At 42.0% G+C, this 16,230-nt stretch carries 14 protein-coding genes and 4 pseudogenes; 7 read left to right on the forward strand and 11 right to left on the reverse strand.

The features are described from left to right. From ACSLFW_RS19275 to ACSLFW_RS19305, 7 genes and pseudogenes are all read right to left on the reverse strand, one after another. The gene (locus tag ACSLFW_RS19275) at positions 1 to 540 is read right to left on the reverse strand and encodes a hypothetical protein (protein ID WP_436557102.1); all 540 of its coding nucleotides are present in this window, start codon (positions 538 to 540) and stop codon (positions 1 to 3) included. Further along, positions 524 to 1,054 carry a hypothetical protein gene (locus tag ACSLFW_RS19280; RefSeq protein WP_436557103.1) on the reverse strand — a complete coding sequence of 177 codons (531 nt, stop codon included), beginning with the start codon at positions 1,052 to 1,054 and terminating at the stop codon, positions 524 to 526. The genes ACSLFW_RS19275 and ACSLFW_RS19280 overlap by 17 nt, the downstream gene beginning before the upstream one ends. Positions 1,055 to 1,067: 13 nt before the next feature. Continuing rightward, on the reverse strand, positions 1,068 to 1,931 hold the full coding sequence (locus ACSLFW_RS19285; protein ID WP_436557104.1) for a beta-L-arabinofuranosidase domain-containing protein: 864 nt from the start codon (positions 1,929 to 1,931) through the stop codon (positions 1,068 to 1,070). 4 nt (positions 1,932 to 1,935) lie between these two features. Further along, positions 1,936 to 2,758: pseudogene (locus tag ACSLFW_RS19290) on the reverse strand (MFS transporter). Then, positions 2,709 to 3,255 (reverse strand): annotated as a pseudogene (locus ACSLFW_RS19295) (MFS transporter). Before ACSLFW_RS19295 ends, ACSLFW_RS19290 begins: the two co-directional pseudogenes overlap by 50 nt. Positions 3,256 to 3,310: 55 nt before the next feature. After that, on the reverse strand, positions 3,311 to 4,150 hold the full coding sequence (locus tag ACSLFW_RS19300) for a sugar phosphate isomerase/epimerase (protein WP_436557105.1): 840 nt from the start codon (positions 4,148 to 4,150) through the stop codon (positions 3,311 to 3,313). Between the two features lie 5 nt (positions 4,151 to 4,155). Then, a complete protein-coding gene (locus ACSLFW_RS19305; RefSeq protein ID WP_436557106.1) occupies positions 4,156 to 4,971 on the reverse strand; it encodes a phytanoyl-CoA dioxygenase family protein in 816 nt (271 codons plus the stop codon). Between the two features lie 121 nt (positions 4,972 to 5,092). On the opposite strand from ACSLFW_RS19305, the gene ACSLFW_RS19310 reads away from it, so the two are divergent. From ACSLFW_RS19310 to scpA, 4 genes and pseudogenes are all read left to right on the forward strand, one after another. After that, positions 5,093 to 5,944, forward strand: a complete 852-nt coding sequence (locus ACSLFW_RS19310) for an AraC family transcriptional regulator (protein WP_436557107.1) — start codon at positions 5,093 to 5,095, stop codon at positions 5,942 to 5,944. 69 nt (positions 5,945 to 6,013) lie between these two features. Continuing rightward, the gene (locus ACSLFW_RS19315) at positions 6,014 to 7,393 is read left to right on the forward strand and encodes a methylmalonyl-CoA mutase subunit beta (RefSeq protein WP_436557108.1); all 1,380 of its coding nucleotides are present in this window, start codon (positions 6,014 to 6,016) and stop codon (positions 7,391 to 7,393) included. A 3-nt stretch (positions 7,394 to 7,396) separates the two neighbouring features. Further along, complete coding sequence (locus ACSLFW_RS19320) at positions 7,397 to 7,849, forward strand: hypothetical protein (protein ID WP_436557109.1); 453 nt, start codon at positions 7,397 to 7,399, stop codon at positions 7,847 to 7,849. After that, positions 7,846 to 9,975: pseudogene (gene scpA / locus ACSLFW_RS19325) on the forward strand (methylmalonyl-CoA mutase). Before ACSLFW_RS19320 ends, scpA begins: the two are co-directional and overlap by 4 nt. A gap of 129 nt (positions 9,976 to 10,104) precedes the next feature. Here the strand turns inward: scpA and ACSLFW_RS19330 are convergent. Further along, a complete protein-coding gene (locus ACSLFW_RS19330; protein WP_436557110.1) occupies positions 10,105 to 10,572 on the reverse strand; it encodes a hypothetical protein in 468 nt (155 codons plus the stop codon). Positions 10,573 to 10,765: 193 nt separating this feature from the next. Then, complete coding sequence (locus ACSLFW_RS19335; RefSeq protein ID WP_436557111.1) at positions 10,766 to 11,302, reverse strand: hypothetical protein; 537 nt, start codon at positions 11,300 to 11,302, stop codon at positions 10,766 to 10,768. 138 nt (positions 11,303 to 11,440) lie between these two features. On the opposite strand from ACSLFW_RS19335, the gene ACSLFW_RS19340 reads away from it, so the two are divergent. After that, on the forward strand, positions 11,441 to 11,839 hold the full coding sequence (locus ACSLFW_RS19340) for an SRPBCC family protein (RefSeq protein ID WP_436557112.1): 399 nt from the start codon (positions 11,441 to 11,443) through the stop codon (positions 11,837 to 11,839). 165 nt (positions 11,840 to 12,004) lie between these two features. Continuing rightward, positions 12,005 to 12,622 (forward strand): glycoside hydrolase family 19 protein, encoded by a 618-nt coding sequence (locus tag ACSLFW_RS19345; protein WP_436557113.1) that lies wholly within the window; start codon positions 12,005 to 12,007, stop codon positions 12,620 to 12,622. Here ACSLFW_RS19345 and ACSLFW_RS19350 read toward each other — a convergent pair whose 3' ends face one another. Further along, positions 12,623 to 14,110: a hypothetical protein gene (locus ACSLFW_RS19350; RefSeq protein ID WP_436557114.1), complete on the reverse strand. Its 1,488-nt coding sequence runs from the start codon at positions 14,108 to 14,110 to the stop codon at positions 12,623 to 12,625. Next, positions 13,998 to 14,930 (reverse strand): AsmA family protein, encoded by a 933-nt coding sequence (locus ACSLFW_RS19355; protein WP_436557115.1) that lies wholly within the window; start codon positions 14,928 to 14,930, stop codon positions 13,998 to 14,000. The genes ACSLFW_RS19350 and ACSLFW_RS19355 overlap by 113 nt, the downstream gene beginning before the upstream one ends. Positions 14,931 to 15,233: 303 nt before the next feature. On the opposite strand from ACSLFW_RS19355, the pseudogene ACSLFW_RS19360 reads away from it, so the two are divergent. Next, positions 15,234 to 16,119, forward strand: a pseudogene (locus ACSLFW_RS19360) (SDR family oxidoreductase). Positions 16,120 to 16,230 lie beyond the last annotated feature (111 nt).

Genomic DNA, 16,230 nt, shown 5'->3' on the forward strand with positions numbered 1-16,230 from the left:
TCAATTCTTTTTAAAAGTCGTTTGTCGTAAAATCGTTTTTCCCATTGGAATTAAGGTAATTTTTTCTTCCTTCTGTGTTTTCGGATTGAAGAGCGTCGTTTCGAATCCCAATTTCCCTAAAGCTCTTATTTTCTCCGGAATTTTATACTGATAAATTACAAGGTTTTCAGGCTTGTATTCCAGATCGCGGAATTTCGGTAAATCATACATTTTTGTCTGTTCTTCCAAAGCGGCAATCGGATGCGCTAATACCAAACTTCCGTATTGGAAAAAATATTCGCCGTTGGCGTCTTGTTTCGTTACAACTTCGGGAGAAAATTCAACTTCAATTTTACTTTTACCTTTCTTTATTCCGATGCTGCAAAAACCGTCGATTTCTTTGTAGGGCGCATTGGTTTTTACGTTTTCTGCCCATCCCGGTTTCCTGATTTTCAATTCAAAATCCGATTCACTTTCAATTTCAAAAGTAATGGAATTCCCATATGGATATTCCGTAAGTTCGCGAATGACAACGTTTTTCCCATTAAGTTTCGTTTCCAAAATTGAAGCTGCCAAGCAACGATGCAACAACCGAATTGCCTTTCTTCAGCCACATATAATTCACATAATACGGCGCAATCCTTCCTGCATTCGGCACGCAGCAAACCGCCGCTTCCTTGTGCACCGGCGAATAATGGTAGCGGGTTTGTTTGGCATCAGATTCGTCGCCGTTGAGGCCGCCCGTCATGGCATAGGAATTATCGCTTTTCAGATATGCAATGCAGCTTTCTTCCGAATGCCTGGCGCCTTGTGCAGCGTTGAAGAATATTTTTTCAATCTTGTCGCCATAATCTGCACCGGATGTTTTCAAGAAAAGGCTTTCATAGCTGTGCATAAGTTCCTGCAGCGAGCAATACTCATAGCCGCGGGTTGTGGCATCGGCTTTTTTTCCGCCAATCCATTCATCGCCAACAGGGCCTCCGGTTGCGGTGGTTGTAATTGCAATTTTTTCCAGAAAATCTTTCAGTGCGTTTTGCAATTCCGGATTTCCTGACGCGTAAACTGCCGCCGCCAAAGAGCGCAAATGTTCATAGGTGTGGACGCTCGTGCCCGGCCAGCATCAGGTCTTTTTGCAGTAATTTTGTGTACTGTGCGTCTTCATTTAAAACCTGTGAAGAGAAATCTTTGTATAGAAATAACACATAATCGAGGTATTTCTGGTCGTTCGTAATTCGATACAGATTTTCGAGTATATCGGTAAATGTCAATCCGTGCGACAGGCCGCCAACGTTAGGATTTGTCGAATAAAAAGGATGAGATTTGTCAATCGGAAAACCTTTCATCGTATTCGCGGCTGCTTTTTTTACCGCATTTAAAATCTTCTGGTCGTTTTTATATTCATACCAGGCGAGCAAACCTCTCAATAAAGTTGTCTGCGCCCATAATTCGCCGTTTTCGTTGTCGAATTTATATCTTAATTCGTTGTCATAAATCCCTAAATAACCGTCTTCATCCTGTGAATCCAAAATGTGCTGAATGTACTTTTCGATTCGTTTCAAATGTTCGGAATCATTTGCCAGAATCGCACTTCTGATATAACCGTCTCGCCAGTTGCTTTGGGTTTCGCTGTTCCACCACAGGAATTGCACCTGCCAGTCGCCTTCGTTTCCGAGCGCGCCGACGTCTTTATTTTTTATTTTTCTGGTGAGTCGGTCTTTGTCGTAAATCGCATCTTTGATGATTAAATCCGGGGCAAGACTGTCGAGATGACCCGTAAATCCGTCGAGATTTTGCTGGATTTGTTCCTTGATCCAGCCTTGTGGTTTTATACTTCCGAAAGGCAAAATCTGCATTTCCTCTTTAATCGGCTTGATTTTTTCGTATGGATTTTGTCCATTCATTGCACTTTGGAACATCATTATAAGAAACAGGAAGTAAATAGGTTTGCTCATATTTTTATTTATTAAGCATTTCGTTTTCCCACAAAGTATCCATTTCTTCAAGGGTTTTGTTTTTGGTTTCGGGCACCATTTTCCACACAAAAATAAAAGCCATTATACAGAAAAATCCGAAGAGCCAGAACGGAAATGCGCCGTTGAATTCTTTTTTCAGGTAATTGTTCCCGGTTAACATCGGAAAAGTCTGCGACACGACGAAATTTGCCGCCCACTGAATAAATACTGCAATCGAAAGCGCAAGACCACGCACACGATTCGGGAAAATTTCTGCCAATAAAACCCAAACCACCGGCTCCCACGAAATGGAAAAAAGAGCCCATAAATAACATCAAAAAGCCTAAAAGCCAGATTCCGGTTAAGTGATGATATGATGCGTAACCAACCACTAAAAGTGAAATAAACATTCCGATACTTCCTAAATTCAAAAGTGGCTTTCTGCCAATTTTATCAACCATAGCAATAGATGCAAGCGTAAAGATTAAATTGACGATACCCAAGATGCTTGTTTCAAGTAATGAAATATTCGTATTACTTCCGAAACTTTTGAAAATCTCAGGCGCATAATATAAAATTGCATTAATGCCCGTGATTTGCTGAAAAACCGAAAGCCCGATTCCGACCACCAAAGCACGCCTTAAATTGGGCTCGAACAATGCTGTAATCGATTTGTTTTCTTTTGTTCCTGACATCGAATTTTTGATATCGTATAACAATCCGGCCGTTTTTTCTACGGGATTGAAGCGCTGAAGCACAGAAATGGCGTCATTTTCCTTATTCTTTTCCAAAAGCCAGCGCGGACTTTCCGGAATAAAAAATATCACGAACCAAATATAATAGTGACGGAATCGCTTCAGAACCGAACATCAACCGCCAGCCAATCTGTAAATTCCATTCCGAATCGCCTTGAAGCGAAATAAAATAATTCACAAAAAAAACGACTACCATTCCAACGACAATCGCCATTTGGTTGTAAGCTACCAATGCGCCTCTTTTCCGCCGGAGCGATTTCAGCAATATACATCGGCACGACCATCGACGCCAATCCGACACCGACGCCGCCAATAATCCTGAAGATGATGAAAACCGTAAAACTTTCGGGTAAAGCAGTTCCGGCAGAACATGCCAAAAACAGCAAGGCCGCCAAAAGCATGCTCTTTTTTCTTCCGAACCGCTCGCTGCAAAAATCAGAAATGAATGCGCCCGCAAGGCAACCAACCAAAGCGCTCGAAATAGCCCAGCCGATTTCAATCGGTGACAGCGAAAAATATTCCGTAATGCTGCCAATTGCACCGAAATTACAGCGGTATCGTATCCGAATAACAAACCTCCAAGTGCTGCGCTTATCGTAATAAACCTTAAATTGTTATTATTGCTCATATAAATCCGTTTAATTCGTTCTGTAAATGCCCCTTAATCATCAGGTTGATTTCCCATTGCATGGAAAGCGGTTGCCGTGAAAACGGGATTTCCGGCATGTATGGCGCAGGTCCGAACTCAGGTGTGATGGTAAATAATTGTTCGTGATTCGATTGTTTGTAAATGATAATTTCTTTCCACCAATTCGTAAAAACATCAAGATGGTTTTTCCATTCCGGCGCAAAAGGATGGCCAGCCTGTGCGCTTTGTTCTGAGCCAACTCGTGCGTGCAAATGACCGATATGCGGAATCACCTGTTGCAATTTTTCCGACTGGTCTTCGAGCATGCTTTCTGAAACACAACACCAATGCGAAAAATCAGCAGTAAGTTGCATTTGCGGAAACTTTTTCAGGTACGGAATTAATGTACACAGATGAAAACTAAATCTGCCGCGGTGCGTTTCATGCCGGATAGGGATTCCGAATTTCGCCGCAATATTTTCAGCCTCGTCGATAATCCTGCAATTGTCATTGAAACTGTAGAAATCTTTTCCGGTATGCGAATTGATAAAATCCGGCTGAAAATCCATCAGGTAAATCAGCCGTTCTTTCATACGTTTTATATAATCTTTCGTCGTTTCATCGGCAGCGCCCAGAACCTGTTGTGCTATAAAACTGAAATTATTGAGGCTGCGCAACGCTTCGAGCTTATCGAAGAATTTTACATCGTCAAAATTGCCCGGCGAGAGATTGATTTCGAGTTCGGAATAGCCGTCTTTAACCAATTCCGTAAGGAAATCCATCGGGTCTTTGGCTTCGCTTCCCCAATGCGTGCAGCAATAATTTATTTCCATCATGAAATTTAAGGATATAAAACGGGATTGATCGGCGTATCGATGATTTTCCCGATTTCTGCGCCAGGACACCACGTATGCCAGTCGTGTTCCTGCTTTTTGTTATCGGGATTTTTGAGGATCATGTCCTTGTCCATATAAATAATGGTCATGACTTTTCGCATTTTTGCTGTCGAATTGGCACCGGCACGATGAAAAACCCAGCCCGAATGAAAGCTGATTTCGCCTGCATCAAAAGGTTCTATGACATGCTCGAAATCGGTCACGCGAAGCCTTTGGTTAATGATTGACTCGCTTTCGTCGCCGATTGCCAGTTCGCGGCCTTCGACAATAGCGTGGCTTCCGGCGCTAAACTCGAGCGGCACCATTTCAAGCGGCGTTTCCTGCAACGGAATCCACGCCGTGATGCATTTATCTGTTTCAAGCGGCCAGTAATATTGGTCGGCATGCCAAGGCGTGATACCGCCGCCACCTTCTTTGAAAAGTGCCTGATCGTGGTACATTCGCACGCCGCCGGTCTGCATTAAATCTGTGGCGATTTTGGCGATGCGTTTGCTGAAAATCAGTGCTTTTACATCGTCGCTTTCGCGCCATAAATTGAAAAGCTGCAAAAATGCCTTTCCATAAGTATCGCGGTTTTCGAGCGGAACGGAATCTGTGTCCATCAGCGCAACCTGATTGGTGATTGATTGATTGAAATACGCCAAAGTTTCGGTATCGAGCACATGCTTCAGCTTGATAAACCTGTTCTTTTGGTAAAAATCAATCTGCTCCTGTGTGATTTCGTAAGGATGATGTAAATTGTCTTGGATTGCCGGATTCATAAAAAATCTTTTTACAAAACTATTGCTAATCGATTTAGAAAACTGGCACTAAAAATCAAAATTATAACACTATATTGACTACATTTGACTTTTATCCATTTCATAAAATCAATATATTATAATGAAAGCGGCTTTTGAAAACGTAGCAACACTTCAGGGAAACAGTTCGTTTGTAGCATATTCATTTACGGTGCCGTTCTTCGAATTCAAATGGCATTATCATCCGGAATATGAATTGACGTTAATCACAAAAGGCTCCGGAAAGCGCATCATCGGCGACAGCCACGAAAATTTTACCGCCGGAGATTTGGTTTTAAGCGGCTCGGGATTGCCACATACATGGTCAAGTGAACCGTTTGGAAATAAATCGGTAAGTGCCGTTGTGATTCAGTTTTCAGAAGATTTCGTGCAACATTTTACGCAATTCAGCGAATGCCGCGAAATTCACGAATTGCTTTCTCAGTCGCAGCGCGGCTTATTTTTTAATTCGGGAAATTTGTCTGAGATTTCAAAGTCGATCATTGAATTGCCGCAAAAAAACGGATTGTCGAGAATTACTTCATTGCTTGAAATTTTACAGCAATTGTCAGAGAAAGAAAGCGTCGCACTTTCATCAGATTTCTACACGCCGAGCCGCAGTAAGGCAACCGAAAGCCGAATCAATGAAATCTGCCAGTTTCTTCAGGATCATTCCTCAGAAAATATAACGATTTCAGAAGCTTCCGAAATGTTGCATTTGTCGAAAAGCGCTTTCTGCAAATTTTTCAGGCGTGCGATGAAAGCCAGTTTTTCTGATTATCTCAACGAAATCCGTATCGCGAAAGCGTGTCATCAACTTACCGAAACCGATAAAACAATTCGCGAAATTGCGATGGAAACCGGATTTGAAAGCCTGACCTACTTTAACCGCGTATTTTTAAAGAAGAAAAACAGGACGCCGACGGCTTTCCGGAAAAATATTTCGCACGCATAAACACGCCGAAATCTTTGCCACACATTCATCAATTTTAAATTATATTTGTAACGCATCAAAACCGCAACAGTGACCGACGAAAATCAAAATTTATTCAGTGAATTCGCGCCCGTTTCTTCAAAACAGTGGAAACAGCAAATCCAGTTTGAACTCAAAGGCGCCGATTATAACGACACGCTGGTTTGGGATTCGCCCGAAGGCATTAAGGTGAAACCGTTTTATCATAAAGACGAATTTTCTGTTGGCCAAAACGTTTCAACGAAGGCAAAAGATTTTAAAATCTGCCAGAATATTTTTGCTTTTGATATAGAAAAATCAATCTTACGGGCAATTGACAGCATCAATCGCGGTGCGGAAAGCATTCGTTTTACGATAGAAAATGAAAACACCGATGTGATTAAATTGCTTGAAAAGTTGCCGCTTGAAAACATCACGATTTACTTCAAACTGCATTTTCTTTCCATAGATTTCATTAAAAAAATCGATGCTGTTGCCAAAGCAAAAAAAGCCAATATCTTCTGTTCTATTGATCCAATCGGACAACTGGCAAGTGACGGCAATTGGTTCAAAACAAATGAGAGAGACAATTTTGAAACGCTGAATTTACTTTCGGAACAAGTCACCAATATTTCATTTTTAAGCGTCGATGCGGGTTTGTATCAAAATGCAGGCGCTAATATTGTACAGCAAATCGCTTATGCTTTAGCGCATGCCAATGAATATTTCAACCGTATTCAAAAAATTGAAAAACCGGTCGTTTTTGAGATCTCAGTCGGCACGAATTATTTCTTCGAAATTGCAAAATTGCGTACCATTCGCCTGCTTTTCGATTTGATTGCAAAAGAATACAATATCACAAACGGCTGTCATTTATTGGTTTCGCCTACGAAACGAAATAAAACGATTTATGATTACAACGTCAATATGCTGCGAACCACGACCGAATGCATGTCGGCTATTTTGGGCGGCGCGGATGCAGTTGCAAATCTTCCTTACGACGCTTTGTACCATAAAGACAATGAATTTGGCGACAGAATTGCGCGGAATCAATTGCTGGTTCTGAAACAGGAAAGTTATTTTGACAAAGTCGACAATCCTGCCGACGGAAGTTATTATATTGAAGAACTAACTTCACAATTAGCAGAAAAAGCACTTACGCTATTTAAAGATATCGAAGAAAACGGCGGATTTTTAAAACAGCTTGGCACCGGAATCATCAAACGTAAAATTCAGGAAAGTGCTGATAGAGAGCAGGAATTATTCGATTCGGGTAAAGAAGTGCTTTTGGGAACGAATAAATACCCGAATAAAAACGACCGCATGAAACACGATTTGGAATTATTTCCATTCGTGAAAACCAAACCGAGAAAAACCCTCATACAACCTGTAATCCCAAAACGCCTGGCTGAAAAACTCGAGCAGGAACGTCTGGAAACCGAAAACAACTAAACCATGAAAAATATCCTTTGCCTTTTGGCATTTTTTGCAACATTCAGCGCATTTGCCCAAAAAACGCTTGAACTCACGAATATTGAGTCAGGAAAAGTAAAAATTTATGAGGAAAACCAGCGTATTAAAGTCAGGACGCTCGATGGCAAAAAACACGTCGGGCTATTACATTTTTCTAATGATGGCGAAATTCTCGTGGATAAATTCCCGATAAAACCTGATAATATCCTGAGCATCAAAAGCCAGCCAAAAGTACTCGGCACAATTAAAACGGTTGTATTGGTTGCCGGATTGGCGATTGTAGGAAGTTCAATTGTAGTTGCGGCTGCCGGTGGCGAAGCGGCATTCATGCTATTCACCGTCGGCGGTGGTGTTACGATCACTGCCGGTATCATCGAGGCATTCAACACGAACAATTCCAACAGAAAATGGACGTTTAAAATTATCTATAAATAATGCGGAAAAATCTGCAACATCTTAAAGTCGAAAGTCAAAAGTCAAAAGCCGAAAGTCAGCAGACTGAAGATTTCCTGACTGCTGAAGGCATTTTGCTCAAATCTTCGTATTCTGAAAAGGATACTGAAAATTTAGAGCATTTGGATTTTGGCGCTGGTTTTTCGCCGAATCTGCGTGGACCTTATGCAACAATGTACGTGCGTCGTCCGTGGACAATTCGCCAATACGCAGGTTTTTCTACGGCTGAAGAAAGTAATGCTTTTTACAGAAGAAATTTAGCCGCAGGCCAAAAAGGATTATCAGTCGCTTTCGATTTGGCGACGCACCGCGGTTACGACAGCGATCATGAGCGTGTTGTTGGCGATGTTGGAAAAGCAGGTGTGGCGATTGATTCTGTTGAAGACATGAAAGTGCTTTTCGACCAGATTCCGCTTGATGAAATGTCGGTTTCGATGACCATGAATGGTGCGGTTTTGCCCATTATGGCTTTTTATATCGTTGCTGCGGAAGAACAAGGCGTAAAACCTGAAATGCTTTCGGGAACGATACAAAATGACATCCTGAAGGAATTCATGGTCGGAATACCTATATTTATCCGCCGACGCCATCGATGAAAATCATTGCCGATATTTTTGAGTTTACGAGTAAGAAAATGCCGAAATTCAATTCCATTTCGATTTCAGGATATCACATGCAGGAAGCCGGAGCGACGGCAGATATTGAACTCGCTTATACTTTGGCCGACGGACTTGAATATATTAGAACCGGATTGTCAACCGGCATGAAAATCGACGAGTTTGCTCCTCGCCTTTCTTTTTTCTGGGCTATCGGTATGAACCATTTTATGGAAATCGCCAAGATGCGCGCCGGAAGGATGATTTGGGCTAAATTGCTCAAACAATTCCATCCGAAAGATGAAAAATCACTGGCTTTAAGGACGCATTGCCAGACTTCGGGTTGGAGTTTAACGGAGCAAGATCCGTTCAATAACGTTGCCAGAACCTGCATTGAAGCGGCAGCGGCGGCTTTCGGCGGCACACAATCTTTGCATACGAATGCGCTCGATGAAGCGATTGCGCTGCCAACTGATTTTTCTGCGAGGATTGCGAGAAATACGCAGATTTTCCTTCAGGAAGAAACGAAAATTACCAAAACGGTCGATCCGTGGCCGGAAGTTATTATGTGGAAAGCCTTACACATGAAATCTCGCAAAATGCCTGGAAGCTAATTGAAGAAGTTGAAGAACTCGGCGGCATGACCAAAGCCATCGAAGCCGGAATCCCGAAATTGCGCATCGAAGAAGCTGCAGCGAGGAAACAGGCGCGCATCGACAGCAGCCAGGATATCATCGTTGGCGTTAACAAATACCGATTAGAAAAAGAAGATCCGTTGCATATTCTTGATGTTGACAATGAAATGGTGCGCAAACAACAGGTTGAAAGACTCGATAATATTAAAGCTTCAAGAAATACGCAAAAAGTAAAAGAAACACTCGATAAATTAATCGCAACGGCCAAAACCGGCGAAGGCAATTTACTCGAAATCGCTGTTGAGGCAGCGCGATACAGGGCTACTTTGGGAGAAATAAGTGATGCTCTTGAAACGGTTTTCGGAAGATACAAAGCACAAATCAAATCATTCAGCGGCGTGTACAGCAAGGAAATTAAAAACGACGAAAGTTTCGCAAAAGCGAAAGCACTGGCCGACGAATTTGCCGTTCTGGAAGGGCGCAGGCCACGAATTATGATTGCCAAAATGGGACAGGACGGCCACGACCGCGGCGCAAAAGTAGTCGCGACCGGTTATGCCGATGTCGGCTTTGATGTGGATATCGGTCCGCTTTTCCAGACACCGGCAGAAGCTGCAAAACAAGCCGTCGAAAATGACGTGCATATTTTAGGCGTTTCGTCATTGGCGGCCGGACATAAAACGCTCGTCCCGCAGGTTATCGAAGCTTTAAAATCTTATGGCCGCGAAGATATTATGGTGATTGTTGGCGGCGTGATTCCGGCGCAGGATTACCAATATTTATTCGATTCGGGTGCCGTAGCGGTCTTCGGCCGGGCACAAAAATCAGCGAGGCGGCGATTCAGATATTACAGGTGCTGATTGACGGATTTGAATGAATGAATACTTTTATAAAAAAAGCTCCCACAATCGGGAGCTTTTGTATTACGATTAATAAATCTTCTTAAAAATTCAAGACGCTTAACACATCAAGCGTATAATTATCACCGTAAGCATATTGCGTAATCTTATTCGGACCGAACGGTAATCAGATGACTTTCGAGCGGAATCACATCAGTAACATTATCAGTATAAGAATTTTCCAGCATAAGCCCTGACGAATCCGAGCCATTGAAAATATTGAGTTTTCCGTCGCCGCAGATATAAACTGTATTGCCTCTGACACCCAATCCGCGGGGCTCATTAAGCAAATAAGTTGATAGCAAAGTCGGATTATGGATATCAGAAATGTCAAGTACATTCACCTGATCTTCAATCGCACCGCAAGTCGAACCACCGCGGACAGTGATATAAGCCGTCGTTCCGTTGACAACTACCGGGTCACAGGCAGTAGCATGTGAAAATCCGGAAATAAATGCCGGATTGAATTCATCCGCAGCATCAATAACGAACATACCCGAAGTTGCACCGGCAAAAAGGTAATCGCCCTGGCGGAATAACGTTTCAAATTCGCCGCCGCCAAACCACATTTCCATATAAACCGATTTATCAAAATAGGCCTCTGCCGGATTGGTAATATTAAAAACGTTGAGTTTCCAGCTGTCAATTGTATAAAGTGCATTCTGGTTGATCTGGAAACGGGCATAAGAGCCCCTGTTCCTACAGATGGCGCACCCGGCAAAGCTTCAGCACCATTTGGCAAACCGCCGGTAGCTTCGTCATAAACCATTAGTCCGCCTTTAGGAATATTTCGCATTTCAGTGCGGTATCCGATGACGATTTCATTCTGGCCGGCACCGCCTCATAATCATAATATTGCGCATCATTCGGGTAAGCCGCGTTAAATCCGATGACATTTTCTATGGTTTTCACCAAAATAATATTATCGAGGTTTGAAATATCAAAAACAAGCAGGTCGATGAAGTTGTCTGCATAAAGGTAATTGCCTTTTACCGCAATGTCGTGTACGCCGCCAATTTCAATGAAAGCAATATTTTGCGGAGAAGATGGACTTGAATTGTTGAAAATATGAACACCCTGTTCTTTCGCAATGTAGAAAAGGTTGCTCTGTGCAACATAAATCTTCCCTTCAGAAGCGGTTTGCCTGGCGGCAGTGACTTTTACATCAGAACGTATAGCCGCAAGGGATTTTACAATTGGAACGGCAAAATTGACCTGTTCTGTCGGTCCGTCATCCGAAGTACTGCAAGCCGTAAAAAAAGCCAGCAGGAAGCCGGCAATAATAATGGGTAATAACTTTCTCATAGCAAATGACTTAAAGGTTTTGACAAATTTATAAATATTTCACATTCAAAGCGATAAATTTTTATGAAGTCAATACTTATGTAACAAAAGACTGGATATATTTGCATAACTATCTCGAAATCCTGATCAATATTCAATATGGATAATCAACCCGTAAAAATCGAACGCACATTCGACGCACCAATCTCAAAAGTGTGGCATGCGTTAACAGACAACGAGCAACTTAAACAATGGTATTTTCAACTGCCTGAATTTAAGCCTGAAATTGGCTTCGAATTTTCTTTTCTCGCAGGTTCCGACGACAAGAAATGGATGCACATTTGTAAAGTGACGCAACTGATTCCTGTAAAGAAAATTGCTTACACCTGGCGCTACGAAGGGCAGCCCGGAAATTCTGAAATCTCTTTTGAATTATTCGATGAAGGCGAAAAAACACGATTGCTTTTAATACATACAGGATTGGAAAGTTTCGCAGATGCCGGTTCCGGATTTTCAGAAAAGCAGCTTCACAATGGGGTGGACTTATTTTATGGATGATGCACTTAAAAATTTTCTGTCGAAATAAATTGCCTGATACAACTTCAACCTCCGGAATACCTTTCTGAGGTTTTGTTTTTACAAATCGAAATAAAATTAAGGACTTAAAAATCAAACATTTAAAAAAATCCTTACTTTTATTCTGCCAACCAATACCAAACTTTCATGAAATACATCCAATTATTCCAGTCTACCCACGGGCTTTCCGCAGACGGACTCATCGGCAAAATGACGCTTCAGAAAATCAAAAGCACTTATAAAATCCCGACTGATGAAGGTCTGGCGCAATTTATGGGTAATGCAGACCACGAATCCGGAGGTTTTGAAGTCGTAACCGAAAACCTTAATTATTCCGCACAAGGTCTTTTAGGCGTATTTCCGAAATATTTTAATGCGACAACCGCTGCGGCTTATGCGCGACAGCCTGAAAAAATCGCCAACCGTATCTATGCAAATCGCATGGGCAATGGCACTGAACAGAGCGGTGATGGATGGAAATTCCGCGGTCGCGGACTCATGCAAACCACCGGAAAAACCAATTATGCCGCGCTTTCAAAATTCCTTAATGTCGATGTGACGAATAATCCTGATTTGGTCGCGAGTACTTATTTCTTTGATTCGGCTATCTTCTATTTCAATTCGAATAGTCTCTGGAAACTCGCCACAACTGTTGATGATGCGGCCATCCTTAAAGTTCGGAAAGCAGTCAACGGCGGCACGAACGGACTCGCCGAAGTGAATGCGCTCGTGAAGAAATATTATGCCATAATTAAAAAACCGTAATCATTGTTTCTTCTTCCCGAAACCGATTTTAACTTTTCCATCTTTGCCATCCGACGCTACAAGTCGCAAGACAATTCCGCGGTTGCGGCGCTTTGCCAGCACTTCTTCATCGGAAATATTTTTATCCTTTTCAGGATTTCGAAGCGGAACCGCGATGTAAAGTTCCGTACCTTTTCCAAAGGAGTAAATGCCATCAACGTCCATATTCAGTAGGCTCGAGTTGATTTTCATCGGGCTGACTTTCACTTTTTCGCCTTCGATATCGAAATTGCCTTTCAACTGATAGAACGAAATCGTATCGAGTTTGCGAAATGGAAAGGCAAACTTCCCGACGCTTTTCACCGGCGAAAAATTAATCAGTTTTCCGTCCTTCAAATTAAAGCCGACTTTTCCATTCATCGACCGCCGCAACAAATCTCCTTTATCAGAAATCGTCCCGGAAATTGCCACTTTGGCTGTGAGTTGCCCTTTTAAGTTGTTCGATTTCAATGATTCGAGATTGAAATTGTCAAACGCGTAGAAAAATTTTGAAATATCAACATTATTAACATCCGATTGTATATTGAATCGGCTTGAACTGCCTTTCTGTAACAGTGCACCTGTAAGGTTTACAAATCCGCCCGCGTGGGAAAGTCCGGCTTTTTTGATGGAAATTCCGGTTTCCGTCAACAGCAGTTCAGCATTCGCATTCGTCGCATAAAATTTATTGTAATATAGCTTTGCAACGTTGATTTTCATATTGACGTTGCTTTTTTCAAACAGCAAATTGAGGTCTTCGGTGAAATTTCCTTTTCTCGTGGTTTTCTGAACGACGATTTTTCGTTGCCTTCTGCCGAGAAATCCGAGGAATTCGCCGAGATGCAACTGCGGACTTTTAACCGTCCAGTTCAGCACAATACGCTCAGGAGCATTGTAATATAAATTGAGGAAATTCCGGATATCGCCGTTCATATCGACAATGCTTTTTCCGCTTCGCAAGTGAATATTGCTGATAAAAAGGTCGTTATTCCTGAAATCCAGATTAACGGCAATGTCTTTAAAAGCAAGGTTTCGCGGTTTATAATTGACATCGGCACCTTTAATTGTCACGATGCCCTGAACGATTGGTTTTGAGAGCAGATAATTTACGATATCAGCTTTGTAAGAAAGATTTACCGACGCATTTCCTTTCGAAAAAACCAATAAATCTGAGTCAATCAAACCATTCATCCGCTCAATTGGAAAATCAGATTTGAAATTTCCGACTGCAATCGGATGTTCCAGATCGAGGATGAATGCCTGTTGCATCACGAACGGAATTTTCACGTATTCGCCCTTAAACTGGAATAATTTTATAGCAGAATTCGCATCGTTGAATCCGTTTTTCTTGAGGTAATTATTGGTAAAAACACCATCGAAATTGCAATTCGTAAACTTTCCCGCCGGGCGTGTCGAGTTCGTTATCCCGGATTTTTGCTTTGACCAAAATGAGCGGATCGCCTTGCTCATTAAAATCGCCTTTGATCAGACAAGTTACTGAAATCGGGTTTTTAAGGTCGAACATATTGAGTCTGGAGCTGATATTCGGGGAAAGCAATTGCGACGCATTTCGCCATAAAATCGAATTGTTGGCAATATTGATGGTGAAACCCGCTGTTTTTCCGACGGAAAAAGAAGCGGAAACGGTGAAATTTTCGCCTCCAATTTCAAGCGGGCTTTTCTCAAAAGTGATGATTTCATTGTTTTCATTGTAATGAACCTGCAAAGTGCCCTCGACTGATTTATTTGCGATGAAACTCCCGTTTTTCATACTGAAAGTCATGCTTTCGGCCAAGATGTCAAGATTGATTTTGCCATTCCAGCCGTCACTATTGTAATCGACGTTGCATTTGAGGCTGTTGACCTGAAAACGATATTTTTTTCGGCTTTTGAAATTTTCGATATTTACCAATACGTCGTCAAAACGAAGTTCGCGCAGCTCCGGAAATCCGCTGCTATTACTATTTTCTGATTTTTTATTTTTCTTGAAAACCGAAGAATTGCTGTAGCCGTCGACGTCTGTGAATAAATTCACCTGTGCATTTCCGACTGAAATTTTCTTGATTTGGATGGTGCCTCTTAACAATGCCAGCGCATTAACGGAAATGTAAAAATCTTCAGCTTTCAGGAAAATGCGTTTATGTGTTTCGTACTTCCGGTCTTTGATTTCAATATTTTTCAGGTTCAGCGAAAGGTTTGGAAATCCCTGTAAAAATGCAGGTTCCATGCTTTCAATTGTGAAACTTCCGTCGATATTTTCGTTGAGTTTTTCCGTCAGCGATTGGAGCACTTTTTCTTTATTTGAATTAATGTACCAGGCCGATTCCGGCATACGCGACGAACAACAGTCCCACCAAAATGCAAACACTCCGAAACAATATTCGAAGCCATTTTGGAAGTCTGTATTTTTGTTTGGGAAGTGTAGTTTTTTCAGTCATTCGTTGTCAATTCCAAACAACAAATCTCTAAATTTTATAAGATTTTTCTTTATACAATTTCCATTATAAGTTGCAGGATTTGGGAATTTCGCAGGATTTTGAAAATCTTTTGATACCTCCTGACAAATACTTACATTTATCAAAAACAAACTATAATGATCAATTTCTCTCAAAAAATGCTGCGTGACGACGCATTGAAAGGCAAAACCATAGTGGTAACAGGCGGCGGCAGCGGACTCGGAAAAGCCATGACCCAATATTTCCTTGAACTGGGCGCTAACGTTGCGATTACTTCACGTGACCTTGATAAACTCAAAAATACGGCTGCGGAACTGGAAGCGGCGACTGGTGGAAAATGCCTTCCGTTGCAATGTGACGTGCGTCATTATGAAGAAGTAGAAAACATGCTTTCGGAAACTCTGAAAGTGTTTGGAAAAGTCGATGCGCTGCTCAACAATGCTGCAGGAAACTTCATTTCGCCAACCGAAAGATTATCGGCGAATGCGTTTGACACTATCATCGATATCGTCTTGAAAGGTTCCAAAAACTGCACGCTTGCATTCGGCAAACACTGGATTGACAGCAAACAGGAAAATTCAGTAATCTTAAATATTGTAACCACTTATGCGTGGACAGGCTCGGCTTATGTTGTTCCGAGTGCCACTGCAAAAGCTGGTGTTTTGGCAATGACGAGAAGTTTGGCGGTAGAATCGGCGAATACGGCATCCGCTCTAACGCGATTGCTCCGGCGCAGCTTTCCCAACAAAAGGCGCCTGGGACAGGTTACTGCCGGGCGATTTGGCGGAAAAATTCGATATGGCAAAAAAAGTGCCCTTGAAACGTGTTGGCGACCACCAGGAACTCGCGAATCTTGCGGCTTATCTGGTTTCTGATTTTTCGGCTTATGTGAATGGTGAAGTGATAACGATTGATGGTGGCGAATGGCTTAAAGGCGCAGGACAGTTTAATTTACTCGAAGCGATTCCAGAAGAAATGTGGGATATGCTGGAAATGATGATTAAGGCGAAGAAGAATAAATAATCATTGAGTCTCTTCATGCCGAAAATAAAGATTCAGATCTGCTAAAAAACTAAGCTTTGTAAGATTTTGGCAAGCACTTTAAATCCATTCATTATATTCATTTACAGTAAG

The organism is Flavobacterium sp. 3HN19-14, assembly GCF_051373205.1.
Lineage (GTDB): Bacteria > Bacteroidota > Bacteroidia > Flavobacteriales > Flavobacteriaceae > Flavobacterium.